The sequence below is a fragment of the Rhodospirillales bacterium genome (assembly GCA_016710335.1).
GTDB lineage: Bacteria > Pseudomonadota > Alphaproteobacteria > Rhodospirillales > Defluviicoccaceae > JADJXQ01.
On the sequence record JADJXQ010000003.1, the window covers coordinates 205,036 to 230,426 of the forward strand.

Here is a 25,391-nt window from a genome sequence, read left to right on the forward strand (position 1 = left end):
GTAACGACGCGTTCGGGGAGGTCTGGTGGATCACTTTCACTTTCGCAATGGCCGGCTCTGCGCAGAAGACGTGCCGGTCGAGGAGATCGCCGTGCGCGTCGGCACGCCGGTCTACGTCTACTCCACCGCGACGCTCGAGCGCCATTATCGCGTGTTTCGGGCCGCCGTCGACGATCCCGGCGCGCTGATCTGCTACGCCGTGAAGGCGAACGCCAACATGGCGGTGATTCGCACCCTGGCGCGCCTCGGCGCCGGCGCCGATGTGGTTTCGGGCGGAGAGTTGCAATGCGCGCTGGCCGCCGGCGTCGCGCCTGAACGCATCGTGTTCTCCGGCGTCGGCAAGACCCGCGATGAAATGGCGGCGGCGCTCATGGCCGGCGTCTTCCAGATCAACGTCGAGTCCGAGCCGGAACTGGAGGCGCTGGCCGAGGTCGCGGCCTCCCTCGGCCGCGTAGCGCCCGTGGCCCTTCGGGTCAATCCCGATGTGGACGCCGGCACCCACGCCAAGATCACCACCGGGCGCAGCGAGAACAAGTTCGGGATCGACTGGACGGCGGCGCCGGCGCTGCTCGCCCGGGCGGCGGCGATGCCGGGCCTGTCGTTGCGCGGTGTCGCCGTCCATATCGGCTCCCAGCTCTCCGATCTCGGCCCCTTCCGTCAGGCGTTTCAGCGGGTGCGCGACCTGGTGGTGGATCTGCGCCGAGCCGGGCATGCCATGCACACCCTCGATCTCGGCGGCGGGCTCGGCATCCCGTACGGCGACGAGGCCGCGCCCGTGCCGTCGCCCGGGCAGTATGCGGAGGTGGTCAGACACGCTGTCGCCGGCCTGGACTGCCGCTTGATCCTCGAGCCGGGCCGGTTGCTCGTCGGCAACGCCGGGGTACTCGTGACCCGGGTCCTTTACGTCAAGGCGGGAGCCACGCGAACGTTCGTGATCGTCGACGCAGCCATGAACGATCTGCTGAGACCCGCCCTTTACAACGCCCGTCACACCGTTGTTCCTGTTCGCGAATCGTCCGCGGCGGATGCGCAAGCGACCACTGTCGACCTGGTCGGGCCGATCTGCGAGAGCGGCGACTGCCTCGCCGCCGGCGCCGCGCTGCCGCCGCTCGCCTCCGGAGATCTGCTCGCGGTCCGCACTGCCGGCGCCTATGGTGCGGCGATGGCGTCAACGTACAACGTCCGGCCGCTGGTGGCGGAGGTCATGGTCAACGGCAGCGACATGGCGGTCATCGCCGAACGCGGCACCATCGAGTCGATCCTGAACCGGCAGCGCCTACCGGTCTGGCTTGACGACGAAGCGTCGGCCCCGGTCCCGCGGCGCGCCGTGGGGGAGTGACGGACGGATGATGGGCGGCCGGGCGCGCATCCGCTACCGCCTGCTGCTGGACCTGGCGCGCGTCAGCCTGTGGATCGAGCGGTCGTGGCGCCCGGTCTGGCCGTCGCTGATGGTGATATCGGTGTTCGCCGCCGTGGCTCTGCTCGACGTGCTGCCGGCGCTGCCGCCATGGCTGCACACAACGGCGCTGGCGGCGTTTGCCGTCGCCCTCGTTCGCGCGCTCGTGCAGGCGCGGCGGGCATTGCGGCCGGTGCCCCTGGCGGCAGCCCGCTACCGGCTGGAACGGGACAGCGGGCTTCGTCACCATCCGCTGACTGCGCTAGAAGACCGCCTCGCGGCGGGCTCGGGCGACGCCGCGGCGGAAGCACTGTGGGACCGCCATCGCCGTAGTATGGCCGCCTCCGTGCAGGCGCTTCGTGCGGCAGGGCCACGAACCGGAATGGCGGCAAGCGATCCGCGGGGCTTGCGCTACCTCGCGCCGCTGCTGTTGGTCATCGCCGTCGCCGGTGGCTGGAACGAGCCTGGGGAGCGGTTGGCGCGGGCGGTGCAGCCACGCTTCGCTGCCGACGCCGCGGCCAGCATCGAAATCGACATGTGGATCACGCCGCCCGCGTACACGGGTCGTCCGCCGATGTTCGTGCATTGGCCGCCGCCGATCGAAAACGGGAGCGACGCCGCGGAGACGCACGCTCGTCCGCAACCGGCAGAGGTTCCTATCGAGGTTCCGGCCGGCAGCGCGGTTCTGGCCCACGCCCGAGGCATGCCGGCGGCGCCGGTGCTTGCTGTCGGCGGCGAACAGTTCGTGTTCACAGCGGTCGGCGGCGCCGACAAGGGTGACGGCCACCGCGCGGAAGCAACCATCACCGGCGGCGAGCGCATCGCGGTGCGGCGGCGCGGAGCCGAGGTCGCCGCCTGGCCGCTGAGGGTCGTACCGGATCTGCCCCCGCAGGCGACGTTCGCCGCCCCGCCGGCAGCGACGGCGGGGGCGCAGTTGTCGCTGAGCTACGCAGCGACGGACGATTACGGCGTCGCCGGCGTCGCTGCGGTCATCCGACATGGCGGGGGGGAGCGGACCTTCGACGGCGAAGCCGAGGTTCGTTTGCCGTTGCCGCTCGATCAGGTCAACGTCCCCGCAACCGGCGGCAGCGCGGTTGAAGATCTGACCGCGCACGCCTGGGCCGGCGCTCCTGTGCACATCCGCATCGAGGCCGAGGACGGCGGCGGCCAGACCGGGTCCAGCGCCGAGGTGGAGCTCGTCCTGCCCGAGCGCCAGTTTTCCCATCCGGTGGCCGAGGCCGTCATCCGTCAACGCAAGATGCTGATTCCCGACGCGGCGACCCACGTCCAGTGGATCGCCGGCGAGCTGGCTGCGATCGCCGCGCAGCCGGACCATTACGCCCACGACACGACGGTGTCGCTGGCCCTGGCGGTCGCCGCGGCGCGGCTTCGTCACCACCCCGACCGTGCGGCGATCCGGTCGGTGCGGGCGATCCTGTGGGACACCGCGTTGCGGATCGAAGACGGCGACGTGCCGGCCGCCGAGGCCCGGTTGCGCGACGCCCGCCAGGAGCTTTGGGAGGCGCTGCGCGGCGACGAGGATCAGGCCGAGATCGAGCGGCTCATGGACGATCTGCAGGCGGCGCTGGACGACTTCCTCGCGGCAGTGTCGGCGGAGCTGGCGCGAAAAGGCCTGGAACGGTTGCCCGTGGCGCCGGATGGCAAGGTGATGCGCAGCGACGATCTGCGCGAAATGATAGAGATGGCGCGGGAGATGGCGCGGGCCGGCGCGCCGGACCGGGCCAGCCGGCTCCTGTCCGAACTCCGCAACATTCTCGACAGTCTGCGCGCCGGGATGCAGCCCGGACAATCGGCAAAGGATCTGGTCAAGGCGCACCGCCTCATGGGCGACCTGACCGCGCTCGGCAACGATCAGCAGTCGTTGCTGGACGACACCTTCAAGCGGTCACGAAATGCGGAGACAGATGAACCGGGCGCCCAGCCGGGCGCGGCTGCGGGTGCTGACACACAGGAGCAACTGCGGCGCCGGCTCGGGGGCCTCATGCTGGAGTTCGACGAACTGCTCGGCGGCATCCCCGCGGAACTTGGCAAGGCCGAGCGCGCCATGAACCGGGCGCGCGGCTCGCTCGCGGCGGGCGATGGGGAGGAGGCGGTTCGGCAACAGACAGAGGCTTTGCAGTACCTGCGCCAATCGGAGACTGCGGCAGCCTCGGCGCTGGCGGAGCGCCTTGGCGGCTCGCCCGGCATGTTCGCGAATGACCCCGATGAGTATCAGGACAACCCCGGGGCGGACCCGTTCGGGCGATTCAGCGGCGGCGGGTCCCGTGGTTTCGGCACTGGCAGGGTCGACATCCCCGACCGGACGGAGGTCCGGCGCGTCGAGGAGATCCTGCAGGAACTGCGGCGTCGCGCGGGCGAGCCCGGCCGTCCGCGAATGGAGCGCGACTATATCGAGCGCCTGCTGCGCCGGTTCTAGTCCGGCCGAGCGCCGTGACCGACGCCGCAGAATTCGGCGATGGCGGAAAAATAGGCCCGCTGCCCCACCAGCATCAGGTCGTTGTGACCGGCGCCGGGCACCGTCACCAGGCGCTTGTCCTCGGACGGGCAGGCGTCGAACAGGGCGATGCCGTCGGAGACCGGGATGATCCAGTCGCTCTCGCCGTGGATCACCAGGGTCGGCATATCGATCCGCGCCATCTTTTCGAGGTTGCCGAAGCCGTCCCGCGCCTCGTCGGCGTCTCCAGGACGGCCGAGGCCGATCCGCTCGATCAACGGAAACGTGTGGGCAAAGCCGCTCTCGAGGATCAAACCGCGGGGCCGGCGGTCGTGCGGTGAACCGGCCGTCAGGCGCGCCGCAATCTCGAGCACGGCCGCACTGCCGAGCGAGCGGCCCATGAGGGTGAGGTCGCCCGCTTCGATCCCGCGTCCGGCGAGGACGGCTGGCGCCTGCTCGTAGACGGCCCAGGCGTCGTTGATCAGCGCCGTCGCGGTCGGATGGCCGTCGCTGGTGCCGTATCCCCGGTAGTCGACCACGAACAGGGTCAGCCCGGGCCGCAGGTACAAGGGCGCGATGGCGTCGTAGTCGGAAGCGATTTCGCCGTTGCCGTGGAAATAAAGGATGACCGGCGCGCCTGCCCGGGCGACGAAGATCCTGCCGCCCACGTGCACGTCCCCGTCGACCGGGATGCGCACGGTGTGGATTCCGGACCCGAGGCGCGGCAAACCGCCGTCCCGGCGCGGGTGAAACAGTGCGGCCAGCACCTCCGGCCGATCCAGAACGTCAAGCGTCCGCCCGGTCATCAAGCCTCCTCATCATGCACGAAAGCTATGGGACGTCCTCAAGCTACAGCGTGTATGGAACGCGAATGCCGGGCAGGTCCATCGGGAAGTCCTTGGTGTTGCGGGTGACGAGAAGTGCATCCGCAACCTCCGCTGAAGCCCAGACGACCGCATCCGGCACCTTGATCCGATGAGTGCGCCGAAGCCGCGCCGCAACCCCGGCGACCGCGGTATCCAGCGCGACCCAATCGAAGCGGCGCAGAAAGTCTCGCAGCCGCGTGTTCTCCTCGGACTTCCCCCCGACCATGACCTCGATCCAGGTGATCGGGCTGATCAGCAGGCTGTCGTAGCGCGTCAGCTCCCGTCTGGCGTCAACGATGCCGTTGAGATAATCGATCAGGATATTGGTGTCGAACACGGCCTTCACCGCGGCCACTCCTCGCGTAGCCTTGTCTGGTAGTCGACGCCGTCGATGTTCCGGTCTTTCCACAGGCCGAAGGCCTCGTCCTCCCGCGGACGCTCGTTCTCCTTGAGGTATAAGGCGATCGCCCGACGGATGATCTCGGCGCGCGCCACACGCTGCCGGGCGCCCAGTTCCGACAGTCGCTCAACCACGTCGTCCGGAATATCGATGATGGCTCGCATGTGATATCATTTATCAGCATCATACATCATTCGCAACATCGCCGCCCTCACCGCCGGCCTCGATGATGGTGACGGTGACCTCGAGGTCGATGAAGTCGTCGGCGTCGCCGCTCCACGTTCCGCCGATGGGAATGGCCTGGGCCGGGTCCCGCGCCACCGCCACACGCACCAATCCGAGGCCGCCGATGATGCCGTTGGTCGGGTCGAATTCCACCCAGCCGGCGCCGGGCAGGTAGACCTCCATCCAGGCGTGGGTCGCGCCGCCGCCGATGACGCCGCCGGTCTTTTCGCTCCGCGCCCGCGGGTTATAGAGGTAGCCGCTGACGAAGCGGGTCGCCAGACCGAGGGCCCGCAGCCCTTCCATCATCAGCAATGCGAAGTCGCGGCAGGTGCCGGAGCGGGTCGCCAGCGTTTCCGCCGGCTGCTGTGTACCTTCTTCATACCGGGCGTTGTAGCGGAAGTCGGCTTTGACCCCCTCGCACATGCGCCTCAGAAAACCCAGCGTCGGTGTCGCCGCTCCGGAATCGAGATGGGCGCGCGCCCACCGCTCGACGGCCCCGTGCGGGTCGGGGTAGTGCCGCCGCAGCACCGGGCCCAGGTCGATCAGGTCGCGATCATCGTACTCGAACGGGTAGGTGACGGCGTTGGCCAGGAGGTCCGGCTTCGGCTCGTCGTCGGAAGGATAATGTTCCAGTTGCAGCACAGAGCCGATCTTCAAGTGATCGGCCTGATCGTCGATTGTCGCGATGCCCACCGAGTTTCCGAACACGTCGTGGATCCATGTCACCCGCGCCGGCGGATCGATGGTCAATCCGGTGTCCAGAAGCCGCAGATCGTGACTGTCGCGCGGACGGATCATCAACCGGTGTGGCCCGATCGTGACCGGCCGGCGGTAGCGGTAGAGGGTGTCATGCTCGATGCGGAGCACGCGCTTGGCGCGTGCAGGCGCGGACGTCGTCATTGCGGCTGCCGCTCCTTCAAGATCAGCCAACGGTAAATCCCGAGGAGGTTGATCGCGGTCAGCACGACGTTCTGGACCATAAGGCTCGGGAGGTCCTCGAAGTATCCGGCAATGATCCACGCGATTGACGACACCGTGAACACGATGAATCCTATCCCGGTGAGCTTCCGGCCGAAATTTGCGGCGACGATGATGGCCGCGGAAATCCCAGTCAGGGTCGCGAGCCAGCGAACCACTTCTTCCATCACGGACCTAAAGAGTTGCCTTCCCGCGAGGCCATCGAGGTTGTCCTGGCTTGCTGCTGCCGGCCATGCGAACCGGCAACCACGCAAGTCCAGAATCACGCGATACAGAGGAAGCGCTTGCCGTCGACTTACATGATGCCGGCGAGCGAGAGAACGATAAGAACGACCACGATCACCCCAATGATATAAAATATATTGTTCACAGCACCTCTCCCCACCTGCTTCACGATACCGTTATCTGCCAGTTCTTGCGATGAGCCCGTCAGCGCTTCCGACTTGATGTCCGCGCTCAGACAGTCAGTTCTTCCGGCGGCAGCGGCGGTGCGCTCGGCCCCACCGTCTCATGCTCTTCTCCGATCAGGCCGATGCCGCGCCGGACCGGCGGAAGCATGGCGGCGATCGTAGCGCCGACGGCAACTGCCAGGGCGGTGACCAGGATCGGGTGATCACGCACGAATGCCACTGCCGAGTCGATCCCGGACTCGGAGTGGCCCATTGCCCGTGACCCTGAGTCGAGAGCGCTGCGATAGACGTCGTCAGCGGCTTCGGTGACGCGATCGTAGGTGCTTTCGTTCCGGTGTTGCATGTATGTATCCCTCCTCCGGCCGCCCGCATATCCGCGTTGTTCGATCCCCGCCGCAACGGAATCCTCATGTCGGTCGGGGCGCAGGATGAACACGGCAGATCCTTGAAAGTTCCACCAGGCGCCCGGCGGGTTGCAGGTTCTCATGCCCGCGCTGCCCCGGTATACTGTGTGGGTCTTCATGCCGCCGCACCGGCCGGCGTGGAACTCCGGGCGGGAGACGATGTGGAGATTGGCCAAGCGAAGGCAGGGTGAGGTGAACGAACCCGGCCCCGGGCAGTACCGGCTGGCCTTCGAAGGGCTCGTCGGCATTCCGTTCAGCGACGGCAACCGGATCGACGTGCTTCGAAACGGATGCCGCATCTTCCCGGAGATGCTGAAGGCCATCGACGAGGCCCAAAGCGGCATTCAATTCCTTACCTTCATCTATTGGCAGGGCGACATCGCGGTGCGCTTCGCTGACGCGCTGGCGGCGCGCGCCAAGGCAGGCGTCGAGGTGCAAGTGCTCCTCGACTCGTTCGGTTCGGCGCCGATGGCGCGTTCGCTCGTTGAAAAGATGGAGGAAGCCGGCGTTGAAGTGCGCTGGTTCCGTCCGCTTGCCAACTGGAAGGTCTGGGCGGCCGACAACCGGACGCATCGCAAGATCCTCGTCGTCGACGGCAAAGTCGGTTTCACCGGCGGCGTCGGCATTGCCGAGGAATGGGAAGGCGATGCCCGTAACGAACGGGAATGGCGGGACACCCACTTTCGCATCTTCGGGCCCGCCGTCCACGGCCTGCAGGCCGCGTTCTACAGCAACTGGATGGAAAGCGGCGGGTGGGTCACGAACGCATGGAAGGATATTGCCTCCTTGGACGACGCCGGCGAGGCCGGCATTCAAGTCATCCGCTCGACGGCGGCGGTGGGGTGGACCGACATCGCGCTCTTGATGAGGTGCATCGTCACGCTCGCGCAGAAACGCCTCCGGATCGTCACGCCGTACCTCGCGCCCGATGAAGTGTCGACGCGGATGCTGATCGAAGCACTCGACCGTGGCGTCAAAATCGACATCGTGATACCGGGCCCCTTCACCGACAAGCGGGTGTCGGAACTGGCTGGCGCTGACCAGCTCACCGATCTCCTGAACGCCGGCGTCAAGGTGTGGCGCTATCAGCCGACGATGATCCACACCAAGGTCGCGATCCTCGACGGCAAGGTCGCCGTGGTCGGCTCCGCCAATTTCAACCAGCGCTCCATGCTCAAGGACGACGAGATCGCCCTCGTCACGGATCATGCCGCCACCGTAGAGAAGCTTGAACAACACTTCGAAGACGACCTCGAGCACTGCAAGCGCCTGAAGCTGCATTCCTGGCGCAACCGCGGCATTCTCCGCCGCTCCATGGAGGCCGCATCCCGCCTCGTCAAGCAGCAGGTTTAGCCTCCGGCAGCTCGGAGCGTCTGGCGGGGCCGAACTACTTGTTCGGTGCCGCGGCTTGACTTCGGCGCAACAAGGCGTATGTGCCTTTAGCATTGTTGTCCGATGGGTCGGTGGACGTCAGGCTCGGCGTCCGGACGTGGGAAGTTGCGCGCCACGACGGGCCGGATGCCGAAAATCAGGGCTTCGTGTAAATTGTTTAACATCAAGACGTTAACGTCGACTTTGCATACATCGGAGTACATCGGCATACATTTTTCGCATGCCTGCGGACACAAAGTGAATGATATGAATGGGTTAGCCGGCGGATCCGTGGTCAAAACTGTGGCAGACAGCGCAAAGAAGCGCGCCGAGCATCCGCACGTCTGAAGCGCGCCACCGGCTCACCCATACAACCGCTCCAGCGCGTCGCCGTAGATGGCGCGGACCACGTGGCGGCGGATCTTGAGGGTAGGGGTAAGCTGCTCGTTCTCGACCGTCATCGGCTCGTGGGCAACGGCGAAGCGGCGGACTCTTTCCGGGACCGGCAGGCGGGCGTTGACCCGTTGGACCGCGTCGCCGAGCGCCTTCACGAACTCCGGGTCCTGGTGCAGGGCCGCAAGATTCGGCGGCCGCCCGGCTGTCCGCGCCCAGTCCTTCATCCATTCCAGGTCGGGGACGATCAGCGCCACTAGGTTCGGGCGGCGGTCGCCGTACACCATCGCCTGGCCGATCTCGCGCTCCATGATGAGGAAGCCCTCGATGCGCGTCGGCGAGATGTTGTCGCCGCCGGAGTTGACGATGAGGTCCTTCTTGCGGTCGGTGATCATCAGATGGCCGTCGGCGTCGAAGGCGCCGACATCGCCGGTGTGCAGCCAGCCGTCGCGGAGCGCCAGCGCCGTCGCCTCGTCGTTGTTCCAATAGCCCTTCATCACCAGTTCGCCCCGCACCAGGATCTCGCCATCCTCGGCGATGCGGACCTCGGTGTCCTTCAGCGGCCGGCCCACCGTGTGCATCTTGACGTCGCCGGGGCTATTGACGCTGACCACCGGCGCCGCCTCGGTCTGCCCGTAGCCCTGCAGGATGTTGATGCCGAGCGCCTGGAAGAACAGGCCGATCTCGGCATTGAGCGGCGCCCCGCCGGACACCAGCGCCTTCAGGCGGCCCCCGAACTGGGCTCGGATCTTGTCGCGGACGAGGCGCTCGACCACTGCATCGACCACGCGCTCCCAGAGGCCAAGCCCGTTCGGGTCGTGGAACCGCCGCCGGCCGAGATTGAGGGCTTTCAATATCAGCGCCCGCTGCAGCCGGCTCGCGCGCCGGATGCGCTGCTCGAAACGCTGATGCAGTGCTTCGTAGAGGCGCGGCACGGCGGTCATGATCGTCGGCCGTGCCTCCACCATGTTGGCGGCCAGTTTCTCGACCCCCTCGGCGTAGTAGATCTGGGCGGCGAGGAAGATCGGAAAGCACAAGCCCGCCGTGTGCTCGTAGGAGTGGGAGAGGGGGAGGAACGAGAGGAACACCTCGTCCTCGATCCCCAGCGGCTCGAGCACGTGCGCGGCGCCGGCGCAGTTGTGGAGGATGGCGCCGTGGTGGAGCATCACTCCCTTGGGCACGCCGCCCGTTCCCGATGTATAGATGATGCAGGCAACGTCGTCGCGCGTCAGGCGCCCGGCCGCGGCGACCACGTTCGTGTGCCCCTTGTTGCCGAGGGTGATCAGGTCGCCCCAGGAATGCACGTCCACGCCGGTGTTGCGCTCGGCGCTTATGGGATCCATGGTCACCACGAACCACGCCTTGGCGGCTTGGTGCACGGCGGCGAGGGCGGGCTCTGCAAGCCTGGCGGACGATACGATCAGCCCTTTGGCGCCGCTGTCCTCGAGGATGAAGCGATGGTCGTCGACCGTGTTGGTGGTGAACACCGGGACGGTGATGCCGCCGACCGCCATGATCGCCAGGTCGGCGATCAGCCATTCGGGACGGCTTTCGCTGACGATGACTACCCGGTCGCCGCGTTCGACGCCGATCGCTTCCAGTCCGCGCGCAAGCGCCGAGACTTGCGCCGCCACGCTCCGCCACGTCATCGGCGCATACGCGCCATCCCGTTTTGACCACAGGAACGGGCGCTCGCCCAGGCGATCGGCCTGCGCAAAAAACATCGTGACGAGGTTCGGCCAGTGCGGAAAGGTCATGTTCTGCTTCCCCGACGAAACCGGACGATCGGACGTTCGAACCTCGACCTTGTGGCGGCCTTGTGGTCGCGCCCTGCCGCCGCCACTATAGAGCACTGGGGAACGAGGATAAACGCCATGCATGACGGAATGACGCTAGGCGCGGTGGACGACGGAGCCGGAGAGGGGCCTCCCACATGGCGGCTCGGCGATCTGTACACGGCGATCGACGCTCCGGACCTGGACGCCGACCTGGACTGGGCGCGCGCCGAGGCGGCGACGCTGCGCACGAATTGCGCCGGGAAGCTTGCGTCGATGAGCGGCGCCGAGTTGGCCGACGCGATCGAGACCTACGAGCGCATCTGCGAGCGCTCACAGAAGCCCCTGACCTACGCGCAACTGGTGTTCGCCGAAGACATGAGCGATCCGGAGCGCGGGCGGTTTCTGCAGAACATGCAGGAGCGCTACAACACCATCTCGATGGAGACCTTGTTCCTCGGGCTGGAGCTCAACCGCATCGACGATGCCGTCCTTGCCGAGCAACTGAAAGACCCCCGTGCTGCGCGCTACAAGTCGTGGATCGAGGACAGTCGGCTGTTGCGTGAGCATCAGCTGAGCGACGAGCTGGAGGCGATCCTCCACGAGAAATGGGTCACCGGCCGTGCGGCGTGGACCCGCCTGTTCGAGCAGACCCTGGCGCGCATGCGGTTCCCCATCAACGGCGACCGCTTGACGCTGCCGGACGTGCTCAACCGCCTGTCCAGCAGCGATGAGCAGGAGCGCCGGGCCGCCGGCAAGGCGATTGGCGGCGAGCTTGGTAAGAAGATCGAGCTGTTTGCGCTCATCACCAACACCCTTGCCAAGGACAAGGAGATCGAGGACCGCTGGCGCCGCTACCCAAATCCAATCTCGCACCGCAACCGGATCAACCGGATCGAGGACGAGGTGGTCGAGGCGCTGGCCGGCTCCATCCAGTCGGCTTACGACGAACTTGCCCATCGCTACTACCGCCTGAAAGCCGGCTGGTTCGGCAAGGACGCCCTGGACTACTGGGACCGCAACGCGCCGCTGCCCGACGGGACGGAACGGCGCTTCTCCTGGGAGGAGGCGCGGGAGACGGTGTTGCAGGCGTTTCGCGGCTTTCATCCGAGCATGGCGGACATCGCCTCGGACTTTTTTACCGAACGCTGGATCCACGCCCTGCCACAGGCGGGGAAGGACGGCGGCGCATTCTCCCACCCCGCGGTGCCGTCGGCGCATCCCTACATCCTGATGAATTTCTTCGGCAGGCCGCGCGACGTCACCACGCTTGCCCACGAACTCGGCCACGGCGTGCACCAGCGGGTGGCGGCGAAGCAGGGGGTGCTGATGGCGGAGACGCCGCTGACCCTGGCGGAGACCGCTTCCGTGTTCGGGGAGATGCTGGTGTTCCAGGCGGTGCTGGATGGCGAGAACGACCCGGCGGTGCGTCGCCGGCTGCTGGCCGGCAAGGTCGAGGACATGCTCAACACCGTGGTGCGGCAGATCGCCTTCCACGACTTCGAGACCCGCGTGCACATGGAGCGCCGCGGCGGCGAACTATCCGCCGACCGGCTCGGCGAGATCTGGTTGACGGTGCAGTCGGAATCCCTTGGGCCGGCGATCCGTTTCGACGATGAGTACCGCCATTACTGGGCGTACATCCCCCACTTCATCCAATCTCCCTTCTACGTCTACGCCTATGCATTCGGGGACTGCCTGGTCAATTCGCTCTACCGGGTGTTCTCCGAGGGACACCCCGGGTTCCAGGATGCGTACCTCGACATGCTGCGCGCCGGAGGGACGCTCCGCCATCGCGACCTGTTGCGGCCGTTCGGCCTCGATGCCGGCGATCCCGGCTTCTGGAGACGCGGTATCGACGTCATCGTCGGCTTCATCGATCAACTCGAAGCCCTGGAATGAGCTTGGAGCGGCTCCGCCGCCGGGCCATATGATCGGCAGGTGAAGCCCGCGCGTATGCTTGAAGACGCAGTATCAGGTGCGGATCCGGCGCAACCGAGGAACAGGGCAGGTGATGGCTGACAACAGGTACGCTCCGTCGCAGGATTCCGGCGATCTCGATTCCCTGGGCGGACGGGTCCGGCGCTACGCCCGGGTCGGCAGCGCGGTCGGCTCGGCCGCGGCGCGCCTGGCGGGAGGGCGGCTGTTCGGGGTGCCGCTCGACAATCTCGAACACGCGGTCGAACTGCGCCAGGCCCTCGGTGGCCTCAAAGGGCCGCTGATGAAGGTGGCGCAGATCCTCTCCACCATTCCGGACGTGCTGCCGGAAGAGTACACCACCGAGTTCGCGCAACTGCAGACCAACGCGCCGTCCATGGGATGGGCGTTCGTAAAGCGGCGGATGACGACCGAGCTGGGGCCCGATTGGCAGTCCCGGTTCGCGTCGTTCGAGCGCATCGCGACCGCGGCGGCCTCATTGGGCCAGGTTCATCGCGCCCGCTCCCACGACGGCCGAAGCCTCGCCTGCAAGCTGCAGTACCCGGACATGACGTCGGCGGTGGAGGCCGACCTCCGGCAGTTGAAGCTGATCTTCTCGATCTATCGGCGCTACGACCGCGCTATCAACCCGTCGGAGATCCATGCCGAGCTGTCCGAGCGCCTGCGCGAGGAGTTGGACTACGAGCGGGAAGGCCGGCACATGATGTTCTACCGGCACATGTTGGCGGAGGAAGCGGGGGTTGCCGTGCCGGAGCCGCTGCCGGAGTTGAGCAGCCGGCGCCTGCTCACCATGACCTGGCTCGAAGGCGAGCGTCTTCTATCGTTCGTCGACAGCCACGCTGAACTGCGCAACACCCTGGCGCGCAACATGTTCACCGCCTGGTACACGCCGTTCTACAACTTCGGGGTCATTCACGGCGATCCGCACCTCGGCAACTACACGGCGCGCCCGGGCGGCAGCATCAACCTCCTCGACTTCGGCTGCATCCGCGTGTTCAAGCCGTCGTTCGTGCGCGCGGTGATCGACCTTTACTGGGCCTTGCACAACGACGACGAGGACCTCGCGGTACACGCCTACGAGACCTGGGGCTTCAAGAACGTCAGCCGCGAGGTCATGGAGATCCTCAACCACTGGGCGCGTTTCCTCTATCGCCCGCTGATGGATGACCGGGCGCGGCTGATCCAGGATGACGACGGCGTCATGTACGGCGCCCGCGTCGCCGGCCGCATCCACTCGGAATTGCGCCGCCTCGGCGGCGTGACGCCGCCCCGGGAGTTCGTGCTCATGGACCGGGCCGCCATCGGTCTTGGCGGGGTGTTCACGCGGCTCAAGGCCGAGGTCAACTGGCACCAGCTCTTCCACGGCATGATCCAGGGTTTCGACGAGGCCGCCCTGCAGGAGCGGCAGCGCCGCGCGCTCCAGCAATTTGACTTGCCGCTCCCCATCTGACGGAAACGAAGGACGCAGACATGATCATGACGACGACCGAAAGCATCGCGGGACGGACCATCGACGACTACCTCGGGATCGTCAGCGGCGAGGCCGTGATGGGCACCAATATCTTCCGCGACATGTTCGCCGGCATTCGCGACATCGTCGGCGGCCGCGCCGGGTCGTACGAAAAGGAGTTGCGCAAGGCGAAGCGCACGGCGCTGGAAGAAATGGCCGAGCAGGCTGCCGAGCTTGGCGCGGACGCCGTCGTCGGCATCGACCTCGACTATGAGCACCTCGGCATCGGCGACCGCTCGATGCTGATGGTCAGCGCCAACGGCACCGCCGTAAAGTTGCGCTGAACCAACTGCCGCTTGGGGCGTTGTCCACCGGTGCAGGGAGGACCGCGTTGAACATTGCCCTGAAAATCCTGATCGGCTTCGCTGCTGCGGTTCTGGTGCTGGTGGGCGCCGGCGTCATTGCGCTTTTCGTCATCGATCCCAACCAGTACCGCGGCGTCATCACCGCCCAGATCGAGCGGACGACCGGACGGGACGCCGCCATAGAGGGTGATCTGAGTTGGGACATCGGCTTTCCTCTGGCGATCTCGGTCGACGGCTTTCGTCTCGCCAATGCCGAGTGGAGCTCCCGACCGAACATGGTGACGGTCGGGGAGGGCTCGGTGGCGGTGGCGGTCCTGCCGCTGATCAAGGGTGAGCTGCAGGTTGCCTCACTGCATTTGAAGAACGTCGACATTCTGCTGGAAACCGGCGCCGACGGCCGCAACAACTGGACCTTCCAGGCGGACCAGGCGCAGCCGGACGATGGCGGTGGCGGCTCGGCGTCGATGCCGTCGGTGCGGGAGGTGGACATCCAGGATGCCACCATCACCTACCACGACGTGCCGTCCGGCCAGACCCTGACCTCGCAGATCAAGCGCTTCGACGTGCGGTCGGACAGTTTCGCGAGCCCGCTGGAGATTGCTCTGGCCGCGACGCTCGCCGGCGCGCCGGTGGATATTCAGGGCGTCATCGGGCCGTTGGAGCAGTTGACCGGGGGCGGGTCGCCCTATCCCGTGGACCTGCAGGGGACAGTGCTTGGGGCTGACGTGCAGATCGACGGCCAGATCGCGCAGCCGTTGCAAGGGGAGGGGATCGACCTCACCGTAAGGGCCGAGGCCGAGAGCCTCGCGAGCGAGGCCGAGGTCATTGGGCTTCAGCTTCCGCCACTCCCGCCTTTCGCCATCAATGGGCAACTGACCGATACCGACAGCGGCTATGCGTTGGACGATCTGGACGCCAGTGTCGGCGGTAGAGACCTGTCCGGCCGGATCGAGGTCGCCCTCGGCGGGCAGCGGCCGAAGATCGTCGGCACCCTGACTTCCGACGCGCTCGACGTCGGCGACGTCTTCGCAGGCAGTGCGGCGGCAGAGGGCAATGGTGAAGGCGCCGAATCATCACCCGGAGGCAACGGCCCGCTGTTCCCGGATGAGCCTCTGCCGTTCGACGCCCTCGCCATCGCCGATGCCGACGTGACGCTCAAGGTCGGGCGCCTGACAATGGCGAACGGCGTGACGGCCGACGACGTCGCGATCGACGTGAAGCTGAGCGACGGACGCCTGGTGGTGAAGCAGACGGTGGGCGGTTTTGCCGACGGCAGCCTGGATGGCGAAGTTCAGGCGGGCAAGGACGGGTCGGTACGGATCGACCTCACCTCCACCGGCGTGGAAGCCGGAAAGCTTCTGAAGGCGCTGGCGATCACCGACATGCTCCAGGGCGCCCCCCTCGACGGGCGCGTCAACGTGTCCGGCAATGGCAAGAGCGTCAACGATATCGTGGCGGGGCTCAACGGCGAAGTGAGCCTTCGGCTGGGCGAGGGCGGCATCGATAACGAGGCGCTGGAACTGGCGGGTGGCGACATCGCGACGCAATTGATCGGCGTCATCAATCCGTTCGCGGAGAGCGACAAGGCGACGCCGCTCAAGTGCGGCGTCGTGCGGACCACCATCCAGGACGGGATTGCCCAGTTCAACAACAGTATCGGCGTCGAAACCGACAAGATGAGCGTCGTCGGCGCCGGGGTCGTCAACTTCAAGAACAACCGGATCGATATCGGCTTTCGCACCGATGCCCTGGAGGGACTTGGGCTCAGCGTCGCCGAATTCGCCGCGAAGTTCGTTCGGGTGCAAGGCACGCTGACGGATCCCTCGATCGGCGTCGATCCGGCAGGCAGCGCCGCCGGCATCGCGAAGCTCGGCGCTACGGTGGGGGCGGCCGTGGCTACCGGCGGAATCTCCTTGATCGGCCCTGCGATTCTGGAGGGGGCGCAGCAGGGCGGCGTCGGCGAGGCGTGTGAAGTGGCCCTCGGCAACAAGCCGGAGGCCCAGCCGGGAGCGAACGCATCTGACGCGCAATCGGGCGCGGCGAACCCGGGCAGTCCGCGCGAGAAGAACAGGCAGGGCGGCGTTCTGGAGGGCGTCGAACAGAACCTAACCCGTCTTATTCATGACGCCGGCCGGGCGCGGGGTTTTTGAGCCGAGTTGGCTGATGGAACGAGCTTGGGCCTTCGGGTTTTTTTCCCGTTGTCGTTCGACTGGATTTGATGTTGGTCTGGCGGTTTCCGGGAGGGGTTTTGGCGGGGCGGTTGCGGCCCCGATGCTCAGGGTCCGGCGAGCGAGGTAGCGAGGTGTCGGAACAGCGGCGCCTCGGGACAGGCTGCGGCGAAGGCGAGGCGGACGCGCGACGTGGTCTCGATGACGCGGGCGCCGGTTTTGAGGAGCTTCAGGCGCAGGGTGGCGAACTCGGCGACGGCCAGCGCATGCGCCTTCGGGATGGCGTCGCGCAGCCGGAGCATCAGCCAGTAGGCGGCGGTATGGAGAACGAGGCGGACCGGGTGGCGGCGCGGCAGCTGGTACGATCGGACGCGAGTTGGGTCTTGTGCAGCTTGATCAGGTTTTCGGCTTGGCCGCGGGCGCAGTAGAGGACCTCGTAGACGTGCTCGGCCGTGCCTGCGGCGAGGCTGGTGACGACGAAGCGGACATCGAGGCCGAGCTTGGTGGCTTCGATGCGGGCGCAGGCCCGGCGTTCGCGTTTCCACGACCTGGCCCGGTAACGGGTTTCGCGAAGCCGCGCAGACAGGGTTTTTCTCCAGCGCGTCGGGTGCGGATGTCGTCGGCGGCTTGTCGACAAGACGGTCGAGCACCCTGTTGCCCGGCAGGCCGAAGAGGTAGTCGACACCGTTCGCCTCGCACCAGTCCATCACCTCGACCGGCCATAGTGGCTGTCGCCGCGGATGGTGATGCGGGTGATGGGCCAGCGGCGGCGGATGTGGCGGACGAGCCGGCGCAGATGGCCGCGGATCTCCTTGCCGGATGGCGTCCTGCCGGGGCGGAGGATCATCGCCACCGGACGGCCGGTCGCCGTATCGTAAACGTGGATCGGCAGAAAGCAGCGCTCGTCGTAGTGGGCGTTGAACAGCGACAGCTGCTGATGGCCGTGGACGACGTCGCAGGTGTCGTCGATGTCGAGCGTCACCGCGGCGGGCGGCGCCGGGTAGCTGGCGAGCCACAGATCGAGCAAGACCCGACCGAGCCGGATGACGCTGCGCAGGTCGGGCGCGTTCTCCCAGCGGGACATCGTCGGCTGCGAGCACAGGTCCCGGCCGCTGTCCGGGCAGCCGGCCGCAGGCGAGCTTGAATGCCGGATCGGAGCGCAGGCTGTCCAGGTCGTCGGCGTCCTCGTAGCCGCAGGCGATGGCGAAGATGCGCGCCCGCAGGATGTCGGCGAGCGGATGAATGACCCGGCTGGCGTCGCGGCCGTCCGGGATCGCGGCGGCGAGCTTCGCGGCAATGCCAAGCCGTCGCTCGGCTTGGCCAGCAGCATCACCCCGCCGTCAGACGTGATCCGCCCGCCGTCGAACGCGGCGATGACTTTCTTGCTCTGGGCGGCTGGAAACGCGAACGGCAGGGTCGTATCGTCGGTCATGGCGGATGTGGCCGGCCCAAATGTCGTCGAAGGACTGGTGTCAGCAACCAAATCCTACGCCACATCAACCGCTTACGCTACATCCGCCAGCCCCTGAAAAGGGGCGTCATGAATAAGACGGGCTAAGAGGCCTGTTCGGCAACTGACGGACGCAGCCCCCGGGCCGGATCGGCCGGCTCCGGGGGACGACGTTGTCGCTAGCTATTTGGAAAGTCGCAGTTGCGCCAGGTGGTTGGCGATCTCGTGGAACGCCAGGAGCAGGCTGTCGCGGCTGGGGGCGTAGTAGTAGTAGGGGGTGTTGGGGCCGCTCGCGACTTCCTTCAACAGTGCCTGTAGCGCGCTGCCTTCGTTGGCGAACTGGATGACGTAGAGGCGCACGCCGTTGGCCTTGATGTTGGCGGCCAGGAGCCGCAGCCGGTCATCCATGCCGTCGCGGCTGCCGGCCCAGCCGCAGAGGCCGAAGGCGGCGCGATAGCCGTCGCCCGACTGGGCGCAATTCTCGCCGTCGGTCAAGAGCACGATCGCCTGCTCGCGGTCGTAGTCGGGGTCCAGCACCGCCTCGGTGTAGGGCGGCTCGGGCGTAAGCACCCGCCACGCCCAGCCGAGCCCGCCCGGGATGTTGGTGTTGCCGCCGGCGCTGAGGTCGTCGATGGCGTCGAGGATCTTCGATTTCGAGTTGCTGAGGGGCAGTATGCGGGACGTGGGGCAGCTCCCACACTCCTGCCAGGACTTCGAGAGCTTGCACACGCCCCAGCTGGGCACCGGCTCGCCGGCCCACTGTGGGTGCGCCGCGTCGTCTCCCGGGAAGATCGGCTGCCAGCCTTTCCAGTCGAAGCCGCCGCCGGAGTGGGTGGATTCTTCGGTATCGGCCTGGGCGTTGGCCGGAAGGCCATCCTTGTAGCGGTTGAAGACGCAGCCCTTCCAATCGGCGTCCGGCTTGGACATGAGCGGCACGGGCGAATTGTTGGCGTAGTAGATCTTGTCCTGCGGCCATCCGGTTTCGGGGTTTTTGAACGAAGCCACGGCTTCTGTCTTGGTCGACACCGGAGCGAACGTCTCATCCCTGTTCATGACGTTGACCTTGGCGTTCCAGGGGACCAGGCCGATGTTGAGGAAGTCTTTGGACGAGTCGTTCCCGAACAGGATGTCGACGAGATCCTCGGCGGCTGTTTTGGCGGCGGCGATACGGCTGCCACCGCCGGGCGCCCCTTCGTTCATCGACCCGGAGATGTCGATGGCCATGACCACGTCGAGGGCGACCTGTCTCCGGGTCACCTCGGCGTCGGCGGCCACCGAGACGGTGTCGAAGCCGAACAGCCGCATGAAGCTGGTGGGGACGGATGCGGTGGCGGAGACGGTCAGTGTCTCCTCCTCCTCGTCGTCCTTGATGTCGAAGGCGGTGACCGTCGAGCCGATGTAATCCGGCGGGAAGTTGGTGTCGAAGTACATGCGCACGTCGGCGTCGCGGCCGGGCGCGAAGAACACCTTGCCGCCGGCGAGGCTGGCGGCGTCCACCGCCGACGACAAGCGCGACTTGACCATGAACATGCGCGCCGTATCGGTGGCGATGCCGATGAAGCCGATCAGCGGAATCGCCGCCGCCGCCATGAACACGAAGACGCCGCCGCGCCGGTCGCGAAAGAGGGCGCGCAGGCGCGCCATCAACGTACGTCCGCCCTTGCGGCTTTCCGTCGGTCCAGTCATCCCGATATTCATCATGAGACCATTCCAGCGTTCTGATTGCCGTTCCCGCGTCTTGTCGGAACTGCGGGCCCATACGTCAGAGTTGCGGCAAAAGGTGAAGGAATGGTTAAGGGCGCCGTGGCGGGTGCTAGATCCGCCAAACTAAAAAATTGCCGAGAGCGGCAAGAATGAACAGCACACACTTGTGACGTGGCGGCCCGTCTTCATTTACACTTTCTTAATCCTCACAGAGTAGATCTGGTGCTCGTACTGCGGGCATGGAGTGCCTGCAAGGCTTCGCAGAGCATGAGGAGATGCACCATGAAGCTTCGTTCACTGAAGACCATCGTCGCCGACGAGTCCGGCGCCACCGCCATCGAATACGGCCTGATCGCCGCCCTCGTCGCCGTCGCGGCAATCACCGCGCTGACCACGCTGGGCACCAACCTGACCGAGCTCTTCAACAAGGTCGCGACGGATGTGAAGCCGAAGTCGTAGGCGCCCACATCGTATTGCCTCCTGAAGTCATTGCATGAAGTTGGTCCTGTTCTCGCGAGCGGGCGGCGGAAACCCGCCGCCCATCGTCGTGGACGGGGGGGCCGCGGACAGAGGGGCCGCAACTCCGTGCAGTGTTCATGAATGCGCCGCAAAGGATCGGATGACGATGTTGACGGTATTCCGAGATCAGCCGTTCCGATTACTTGCTGACGAGCGCGGGGCGACCGCTATCGAGTACGCGTTCATCGTGCTTCTGATCGGGATTGCCGTCATCGGGGCGCTGACGGCCCTCGGCACGTCTCTCGCCGGCTTTTTCGAGGTTCCGGCCAATGCGCTCAACTCCGCCGACTGAGCAGACGTTTTCCTTAAAGCGCCGCTTGAGACTGCCGTGACACCGATCTTCGCAATGGTGGTGACGCTGTTCCTCGGCTTGGTAGCGTTGGCGGCGCTGACCGACCTGACGTCGCTCACCGTCCCCAACCGCATCTGCGCCGCCATTGCCGCGCTTTATCCCGTCTATGCCGTCGCGGTGCATCAACCGGACTGGCTGGCGGCGGTCGGGATCGCCGCAGCCGTGTTCGCGGTCGGCGCTGCGTTGTTCGCCACCGGGCTGATGGGCGGCGGCGACGTCAAGCTGATGACCGCCATCGCGCTGTGGGCCGGGCCGGAGATGGTCCTCGAGTTCATGCTGGTGACGGCCGTCGCCGGCGGCGTCATCGCGATCCTGATGGCGACATCCCTGCGCTTCGTGTTCGCCTATGCCTTCACGGCTCTCGGCGCCCGTGACGCCGGAGCCACGGTCCTCGGCCGCTCCGTCCCTTACGCCGTCGCCATCGCCATCGGCGCCTTCGTGGTGATCGGTCCGCCGCTGCTCACGGGCTAATTCAACAGGGAAAACTCCAATGAACTTTCGCACCATCATCCTGGTCGTCGTGGCCATCGCCACCGCCGGCTTTACTGCGTTCTACGCCAAGAACTGGCTGGCGGCGCAACGCGCGGCGCTGGAGGCCGACGCTCCGCCGGCCGCAGTCAGCGAGGCCGCGGCCGCCACCGTCGAGGTGCTGGTTGCGGGCCAGGACCTGCCGACCGGCACGTTCCTGAAGTCCGACAACCTCAAGTGGCAGCCGTGGCCCGAGGACAGCGTGTCCGACTCCTACATCACCCGCGCCGAGTTCGTGGAAGCCGATTTCGAGGGCGCCGTGACCCGCAACCAACTGTTCGCCAACGAGCCGGTCACCCCAGCCCGCGTCGTGCATCCGGGCGAGCAGGGGTTCCTCGCCGCGGTTCTCGATCCCGGCCTGCGTGCGGTTTCGGTGCCGGTCGACGCCACCACCGGCATTGCCGGTTTCGTGTTTCCCGGCGACATCGTCGACGTCATTCTGACCTTTCGCGTCGGCGTTAAGGAAGAAGAAAACAATGGCGGGCAAACTCGCTTCTTTAGTGAGACCTTGCTGAGAAAAGTTCGTGTTCTGGCCATCGATCAGCAAGTCGACAACGAAGACGGCATGGCGAAGGTGGCAAAAACGACGACCCTCGAGGTTTCTTCAAAGCAGGCGGAAAAGATCGCGCTTGCCCTCGAGATCGGCTCGCTGTCGCTCAGCCTGCGCAGTCTCACGCCCGAACCCGCCGTTGGGGTCGGGGTGACGACAATCGGGACCGATGCCGAGGGCGATGGGGAGGATCTCCGCAGCTACACCCGCGACTTCGACATCTACTACATGATCGGCGATCCTCTTGGCCTTCCGGTCCCCGGCGCCAAGAGCAAGGTTGTCGACGTTCTGCACGGCAAAACCGCCGAGCAGGTCAGCTTTTGAGGGAATACCAGCGCCATGGCTTTTTTGTCTCTCTCGCCTCCGTCCAAGCGGCTGAGGCGGGCCCTTGTCGCCGGGCTCGCCGCCGTCGCGGTTCTGGCGGTCGGACGCTCGGTCGACGCGGTCTCGGTCGTCCAGACGAGCGGCCCCTCGGTTCAGCTTGAAGCGAACAAGGGCACGCTGTTGCGCCTCGACCGGCCTGCGACGACGGTGTTCGTCGCCAATCCGGAGATCGCCGACGTCCAGGTCAAGTCGCCGTCGCTCATCTATCTGATGGGCGTCAAGCCAGGGCAGACGACGCTCTACGCAGTGGATGACCAGGAGCAGGTGCTGGCAAGCATCGCCATCACCGTCAGCCACAGCCTCGGCCGCCTGCGCCAGGCGGTCAAGTCCATGCACCCCGGCGTCAATCTCGACGTCGCCAGCATTGAAGGCTCGATCGTCCTTGATGGCGTGGTGCCGACGGCGACCGTGTCCGAAGACGTCCGTTCCCTCGCCGCCAGCTTCGTCGAAAAGGAGGAGGGGGTGATCAACCGCTTGTCTGTCTCCATGCCCTCCCAGGTCAACTTGCGCGTTCGTGTCGCCGAGGTGTCGCGCGACATCAACAAGCAGCTCGGCATCAACTGGAACGCGCTGTTCAATGACGGCGGCTTCGCGTTCGGGCTCGCAACCAACAATCCGTTCAACATCAACGTCATCGAAGACGTGGTAGTGGGCAGCTTGCGCACCAAGAACTGGTCGCTGGATGCCAAGATCGATGCGCTCGAAGACGAAGGGCTGATCAGCATCCTGGCCGAGCCGAACCTCACCGCCATCACCGGCGAAACCGCAAGCTTCCTCGCCGGCGGCGAGTTCCCGATCCTGGTGCCCCAGGGCGAGGACAAGATCACGGTCGAGTTCAAGAAATTCGGCGTGTCGCTGGAATTCACCCCGACCATTCTCGACAGCGGCCGCATCAGCCTGCACGTCCGCCCCGAGGTGAGCGCGCTCTCCAACGAAGGCGCGATCTCGGTGCCGATCGCCGGCGGACAGTTGCAGGTGCCGGCGCTGAAGGTGCGCCGCGCCGAGACCACCGTCGAGCTCGGCAGCGGCCAGAGCTTCGCCATCGCCGGCCTCCTCGAGAACAACATCTCTCACAGCCTGCACAAGTTCCCGGGTCTCGGCGATGTTCCGGTGTTGGGCGCGCTGTTCCGCTCCGACGATTTCCAGCGCGACGAGAGCGAGCTGGTGATCATGGTGACCCCATACGTGGTCCAGCCGGTCGCCAACTCCGCCATCGCCTTGCCGACCGACGGGTTCGCGCCGCCGACAGACGCCCAGCGCCTGATGTACGGCAAGACCCAGCGGACCCTCCCCAACCTTGGGCGGCGTCAGGTGGTGGTTCCCGATGGCGGCCGCCTGATCGGCGGGCCCGGTTTCATCCTGAATTGAGGCGATGACGATGACGACGACAACCAACAGCCGCACGCTGTTGCGTGTGGCCACCGCCGCGGCGCTGATCATGGGCGTCACGGGCCTCGCAGCGTGTTCGTCCACCGACGGCTCGCCCGAGCTCCGCGTCGCCCGGCAGCCGATCCCCAAGCAAGTGGGCTTCCACCACACCGTGTCCTTTGCGCCGAACTCGGCGACGTTGTCCCGCACCGAGCAGGAGCGCTTGCGCGCCTTCGTCGCTGCTCTTGAGCCCGACTACGGCGACACGCTCCTGGTGACCACGGACGCGACCTCCCCTCTCGGAGACCGCCGGGCGCGGATCATCGCGGCTGCGCTCCGCCCCGCCGAGATCCCGATCTACCAGCGTGCCGCCGCCGATCCCGCGCCGGGTGCGTCCACTCAAAGCGCCGGCTCGGTGACCGTGACCCTGCGCCGAACCATGGTGGAGCTTCCGGCATGTCCGGACTTCAGCGACGGCTGGACCGCGGTGTTCAACAACCAGCCCCACAGCAACTGGAGCTGCGCCACCGCCACCAACCTCGGCCTGATGGTCGCCAACCCCGCCGATCTGGCACGCGGCCGCGACCTCACCCCGGCCGACGGACAGCGCTTGGCCGGCTCGATCAAGCGCTACCGCGAGGGCGAGACGAAGCCGCTGCTCGGCAACGCGGTCAGCGACATCAACGCCATCAAATCCGCCAAGTCGGGTGGAGGCAAGTGATGGCCCTCGCAAAACTGATCGGCAAGGCCCCCCGTCCGCAGCCGAAGCCGTTGGTCGGATTTGCAACGGACGAGGCCAGCCGGGACGCCATAGCTCGGGCGGCCGAAGCCCATGGCATCCAGAAGCCCGAAGTCGTGGCGGGATCGATAGCGACCGCCGTGCAGTCGCTCGCCGGGCTCCCCACCCCGCAGCGGCTGCTGGTCGACCTCACCGATTGCGACGATCCGATGGCGGATCTGTCGGCGCTGGCCGATGTCTGCGACAACGGCACGCGGGTGATCACGTTCGGCGACATCAACGACGTCAACCTGTACCGCACCTTGATTTCCGCCGGCATCGACGATTACCTCGTCAAGCCGCTCATGGTGGAGGCGGTGCTCTGCGCCCTGCAGCACCAGGACGCAGCAACCATGGATCCGGCAGCGAATGCCGGCATTGCCCACCTGGTGGCGGTGGTGGGCGCCCGCGGCGGCGTCGGCGCAACGACCATCGCCTCCAGTTGCGCGGCGACCATCGCCCACGACTTCGGCGCCCGCACGGCGCTGGTGGATCTGGATCTGTACTTCGGCACGTGCGGCCTGGCGCTTGACCTGGAAACCGGCCGAGGCTTGCGCGAGGCACTCGAGAATCCCGATCGTATGGACGGATTGTTCGTCGAGCGGGCGATGGTGCGGGACGGCGAGAACTTGTTCATGCTGGGCGCCGAGGACGATCTTGAAAACGCCCATGACGTGGATCCGGTGTCCATGCAGCGGCTGATCGACCAGTTGCGTAGCGAGTTCAAGTGCATCGTCCTCGATCTGCCGCGGTTCGCGGCTCGCAGCCAACTCGCCCTGCTGACACCGCCGATGACGGTGTTGCTGGTGACCGATCCCACATTGGCCGGAATGCGCGATACGAAGCGCTTGCACAAGGCGATCATGACCGCCGTGCCGGCGGCGGACATCAGCGTGGTGCTCAACCGCGTCGGCGCCTTGAAGGGCGCCGAGCTCACGCAGAAGGACTTCGAGAACGGCGCCGAGGTCAAAGTGGACGTGGTCATCCCGTTCGACGCCAAAGCGGCCGCCGTGAGCGCCGGCGCCGGCAAGCCGTTCGGTCGGGGATCTTCCGGGTGCAAGAGCGTCAAACCGTTGCGGCGCCTCGCGGCGCAGGCGTCGCGGCTGGACGATGGCGCCGCCCGCGTGCCCTCGCTGCTGCGGTTCCTGAAGGGCGGCCGCTAGT

Annotated in this window: 22 protein-coding genes and 1 pseudogene; 14 read left to right on the top strand and 9 right to left on the bottom strand. The window is 66.4% G+C overall.

Going from position 1 to position 25,391, the window contains the following annotated elements; translation table 11 throughout:
* Positions 1-25: 25 nt before the first annotated feature.
* Together lysA and IPM60_06785 are read left to right on the top strand one after the other, a co-directional pair.
* Positions 26-1,339, top strand: a complete 1,314-nt coding sequence (gene lysA / locus IPM60_06780) for a diaminopimelate decarboxylase (protein MBK8907602.1) — start codon at positions 26-28, stop codon at positions 1,337-1,339.
* A 7-nt stretch (positions 1,340-1,346) separates the two neighbouring features.
* The gene (locus IPM60_06785; GenBank protein ID MBK8907603.1) at positions 1,347-3,833 is read left to right on the top strand and encodes a DUF4175 family protein; all 2,487 of its coding nucleotides are present in this window, start codon (positions 1,347-1,349) and stop codon (positions 3,831-3,833) included.
* On the opposite strand, the gene IPM60_06790 is transcribed toward IPM60_06785, so the two are convergent.
* The 6 genes from IPM60_06790 to IPM60_06815 form a co-directional block, all read right to left on the bottom strand.
* Positions 3,830-4,657 (bottom strand): alpha/beta hydrolase, encoded by an 828-nt coding sequence (locus tag IPM60_06790; GenBank protein ID MBK8907604.1) that lies wholly within the window; start codon positions 4,655-4,657, stop codon positions 3,830-3,832. The genes IPM60_06785 and IPM60_06790 overlap by 4 nt on opposite strands.
* A gap of 43 nt (positions 4,658-4,700) precedes the next feature.
* Complete coding sequence (locus IPM60_06795) at positions 4,701-5,063, bottom strand: type II toxin-antitoxin system VapC family toxin (protein ID MBK8907605.1); 363 nt, start codon at positions 5,061-5,063, stop codon at positions 4,701-4,703.
* Positions 5,060-5,281 carry a ribbon-helix-helix protein, CopG family gene (locus tag IPM60_06800; protein MBK8907606.1) on the bottom strand — a complete coding sequence of 74 codons (222 nt, stop codon included), beginning with the start codon at positions 5,279-5,281 and terminating at the stop codon, positions 5,060-5,062. The genes IPM60_06795 and IPM60_06800 overlap by 4 nt, the downstream gene beginning before the upstream one ends.
* Positions 5,282-5,300: 19 nt before the next feature.
* On the bottom strand, positions 5,301-6,242 hold the full coding sequence (locus IPM60_06805) for a transglutaminase family protein (GenBank protein MBK8907607.1): 942 nt from the start codon (positions 6,240-6,242) through the stop codon (positions 5,301-5,303).
* The gene (locus IPM60_06810) at positions 6,239-6,487 is read right to left on the bottom strand and encodes a hypothetical protein (GenBank protein MBK8907608.1); all 249 of its coding nucleotides are present in this window, start codon (positions 6,485-6,487) and stop codon (positions 6,239-6,241) included. The genes IPM60_06805 and IPM60_06810 overlap by 4 nt, the downstream gene beginning before the upstream one ends.
* 289 nt (positions 6,488-6,776) lie before the next feature.
* On the bottom strand, positions 6,777-7,073 hold the full coding sequence (locus IPM60_06815) for a hypothetical protein (GenBank protein ID MBK8907609.1): 297 nt from the start codon (positions 7,071-7,073) through the stop codon (positions 6,777-6,779).
* A 220-nt stretch (positions 7,074-7,293) separates the two neighbouring features.
* Between IPM60_06815 and IPM60_06820 the strand changes: the two genes are divergently transcribed.
* Positions 7,294-8,487 (top strand): cardiolipin synthase B, encoded by a 1,194-nt coding sequence (locus tag IPM60_06820; protein MBK8907610.1) that lies wholly within the window; start codon positions 7,294-7,296, stop codon positions 8,485-8,487.
* Positions 8,488-8,867: 380 nt separating this feature from the next.
* On the opposite strand, the gene IPM60_06825 is transcribed toward IPM60_06820, so the two are convergent.
* On the bottom strand, positions 8,868-10,655 hold the full coding sequence (locus IPM60_06825; GenBank protein MBK8907611.1) for a long-chain fatty acid--CoA ligase: 1,788 nt from the start codon (positions 10,653-10,655) through the stop codon (positions 8,868-8,870).
* A gap of 129 nt (positions 10,656-10,784) precedes the next feature.
* On the opposite strand from IPM60_06825, the gene IPM60_06830 reads away from it, so the two are divergent.
* The 4 genes from IPM60_06830 (at position 10,785) to IPM60_06845 (ending at position 16,576) form a co-directional block, all read left to right on the top strand.
* Positions 10,785-12,575 carry a M3 family oligoendopeptidase gene (locus tag IPM60_06830; GenBank protein MBK8907612.1) on the top strand — a complete coding sequence of 597 codons (1,791 nt, stop codon included), beginning with the start codon at positions 10,785-10,787 and terminating at the stop codon, positions 12,573-12,575.
* Positions 12,576-12,687: 112 nt separating this feature from the next.
* Entirely contained in the window at positions 12,688-14,061 is a 1,374-nt protein-coding gene (locus IPM60_06835) for an AarF/ABC1/UbiB kinase family protein (protein MBK8907613.1), read from the top strand.
* 20 nt (positions 14,062-14,081) lie between these two features.
* The gene (locus tag IPM60_06840) at positions 14,082-14,405 is read left to right on the top strand and encodes a heavy metal-binding domain-containing protein (GenBank protein MBK8907614.1); all 324 of its coding nucleotides are present in this window, start codon (positions 14,082-14,084) and stop codon (positions 14,403-14,405) included.
* Positions 14,406-14,452: 47 nt separating this feature from the next.
* Positions 14,453-16,576: an AsmA family protein gene (locus tag IPM60_06845; protein ID MBK8907615.1), complete on the top strand. Its 2,124-nt coding sequence runs from the start codon at positions 14,453-14,455 to the stop codon at positions 16,574-16,576.
* A gap of 125 nt (positions 16,577-16,701) precedes the next feature.
* Here the strand turns inward: IPM60_06845 and IPM60_06850 are convergent.
* Together IPM60_06850 and IPM60_06855 are read right to left on the bottom strand one after the other, a co-directional pair.
* Positions 16,702-18,026 (bottom strand): annotated as a pseudogene (locus tag IPM60_06850) (IS1380 family transposase).
* Between the two features lie 201 nt (positions 18,027-18,227).
* Positions 18,228-19,730, bottom strand: a complete 1,503-nt coding sequence (locus IPM60_06855; protein MBK8907616.1) for a VWA domain-containing protein — start codon at positions 19,728-19,730, stop codon at positions 18,228-18,230.
* 300 nt (positions 19,731-20,030) lie between these two features.
* On the opposite strand from IPM60_06855, the gene IPM60_06860 reads away from it, so the two are divergent.
* From IPM60_06860 to IPM60_06890, 7 genes are all read left to right on the top strand, one after another.
* Positions 20,031-20,207 (top strand): Flp family type IVb pilin, encoded by a 177-nt coding sequence (locus tag IPM60_06860; protein ID MBK8907617.1) that lies wholly within the window; start codon positions 20,031-20,033, stop codon positions 20,205-20,207.
* A gap of 166 nt (positions 20,208-20,373) precedes the next feature.
* Positions 20,374-20,559 (top strand): Flp family type IVb pilin, encoded by a 186-nt coding sequence (locus IPM60_06865; GenBank protein MBK8907618.1) that lies wholly within the window; start codon positions 20,374-20,376, stop codon positions 20,557-20,559.
* A 36-nt stretch (positions 20,560-20,595) separates the two neighbouring features.
* On the top strand, positions 20,596-21,090 hold the full coding sequence (locus IPM60_06870; protein MBK8907619.1) for a prepilin peptidase: 495 nt from the start codon (positions 20,596-20,598) through the stop codon (positions 21,088-21,090).
* A 19-nt stretch (positions 21,091-21,109) separates the two neighbouring features.
* Positions 21,110-22,021: a Flp pilus assembly protein CpaB gene (gene cpaB, locus IPM60_06875; GenBank protein ID MBK8907620.1), complete on the top strand. Its 912-nt coding sequence runs from the start codon at positions 21,110-21,112 to the stop codon at positions 22,019-22,021.
* A 15-nt stretch (positions 22,022-22,036) separates the two neighbouring features.
* The gene (locus tag IPM60_06880) at positions 22,037-23,449 is read left to right on the top strand and encodes a type II and III secretion system protein family protein (GenBank protein MBK8907621.1); all 1,413 of its coding nucleotides are present in this window, start codon (positions 22,037-22,039) and stop codon (positions 23,447-23,449) included.
* A gap of 10 nt (positions 23,450-23,459) precedes the next feature.
* The gene (locus IPM60_06885) at positions 23,460-24,170 is read left to right on the top strand and encodes a hypothetical protein (GenBank protein MBK8907622.1); all 711 of its coding nucleotides are present in this window, start codon (positions 23,460-23,462) and stop codon (positions 24,168-24,170) included.
* A complete protein-coding gene (locus IPM60_06890) occupies positions 24,170-25,390 on the top strand; it encodes a pilus assembly protein CpaE (protein ID MBK8907623.1) in 1,221 nt (406 codons plus the stop codon). The genes IPM60_06885 and IPM60_06890 overlap by 1 nt, the downstream gene beginning before the upstream one ends.
* Position 25,391: the final 1 nt, after the last annotated feature.

What these genes read in the sequence shown, in the direction of transcription:
- cpaB (MBK8907620.1), top strand. Translation starts at nt 21,110, where the DNA reads ATGAACTTTCGCACCATCATCCTGGTCGTCGTGGCCATCGCCACCGCC.
- IPM60_06880 (MBK8907621.1), top strand. Translation starts at nt 22,037, where the DNA reads ATGGCTTTTTTGTCTCTCTCGCCTCCGTCCAAGCGGCTGAGGCGGGCC.
- IPM60_06790 (MBK8907604.1), bottom strand. Translation starts at nt 4,657, where the DNA reads ATGACCGGGCGGACGCTTGACGTTCTGGATCGGCCGGAGGTGCTGGCC.
- IPM60_06840 (MBK8907614.1), top strand. Translation starts at nt 14,082, where the DNA reads ATGATCATGACGACGACCGAAAGCATCGCGGGACGGACCATCGACGAC.
- IPM60_06815 (MBK8907609.1), bottom strand. Translation starts at nt 7,073, where the DNA reads ATGCAACACCGGAACGAAAGCACCTACGATCGCGTCACCGAAGCCGCT.
- IPM60_06830 (MBK8907612.1), top strand. Translation starts at nt 10,785, where the DNA reads ATGACGCTAGGCGCGGTGGACGACGGAGCCGGAGAGGGGCCTCCCACA.
- IPM60_06810 (MBK8907608.1), bottom strand. Translation starts at nt 6,487, where the DNA reads ATGGAAGAAGTGGTTCGCTGGCTCGCGACCCTGACTGGGATTTCCGCG.
- IPM60_06785 (MBK8907603.1), top strand. Translation starts at nt 1,347, where the DNA reads ATGATGGGCGGCCGGGCGCGCATCCGCTACCGCCTGCTGCTGGACCTG.
- IPM60_06885 (MBK8907622.1), top strand. Translation starts at nt 23,460, where the DNA reads ATGACGACGACAACCAACAGCCGCACGCTGTTGCGTGTGGCCACCGCC.
- IPM60_06820 (MBK8907610.1), top strand. Translation starts at nt 7,294, where the DNA reads ATGTGGAGATTGGCCAAGCGAAGGCAGGGTGAGGTGAACGAACCCGGC.
- IPM60_06860 (MBK8907617.1), top strand. Translation starts at nt 20,031, where the DNA reads ATGAAGCTTCGTTCACTGAAGACCATCGTCGCCGACGAGTCCGGCGCC.
- IPM60_06825 (MBK8907611.1), bottom strand. Translation starts at nt 10,655, where the DNA reads ATGACCTTTCCGCACTGGCCGAACCTCGTCACGATGTTTTTTGCGCAG.
- IPM60_06890 (MBK8907623.1), top strand. Translation starts at nt 24,170, where the DNA reads ATGGCCCTCGCAAAACTGATCGGCAAGGCCCCCCGTCCGCAGCCGAAG.
- IPM60_06865 (MBK8907618.1), top strand. Translation starts at nt 20,374, where the DNA reads ATGTTGACGGTATTCCGAGATCAGCCGTTCCGATTACTTGCTGACGAG.
- IPM60_06805 (MBK8907607.1), bottom strand. Translation starts at nt 6,242, where the DNA reads ATGACGACGTCCGCGCCTGCACGCGCCAAGCGCGTGCTCCGCATCGAG.
- IPM60_06835 (MBK8907613.1), top strand. Translation starts at nt 12,688, where the DNA reads ATGGCTGACAACAGGTACGCTCCGTCGCAGGATTCCGGCGATCTCGAT.
- IPM60_06800 (MBK8907606.1), bottom strand. Translation starts at nt 5,281, where the DNA reads ATGCGAGCCATCATCGATATTCCGGACGACGTGGTTGAGCGACTGTCG.
- IPM60_06855 (MBK8907616.1), bottom strand. Translation starts at nt 19,730, where the DNA reads ATGACTGGACCGACGGAAAGCCGCAAGGGCGGACGTACGTTGATGGCG.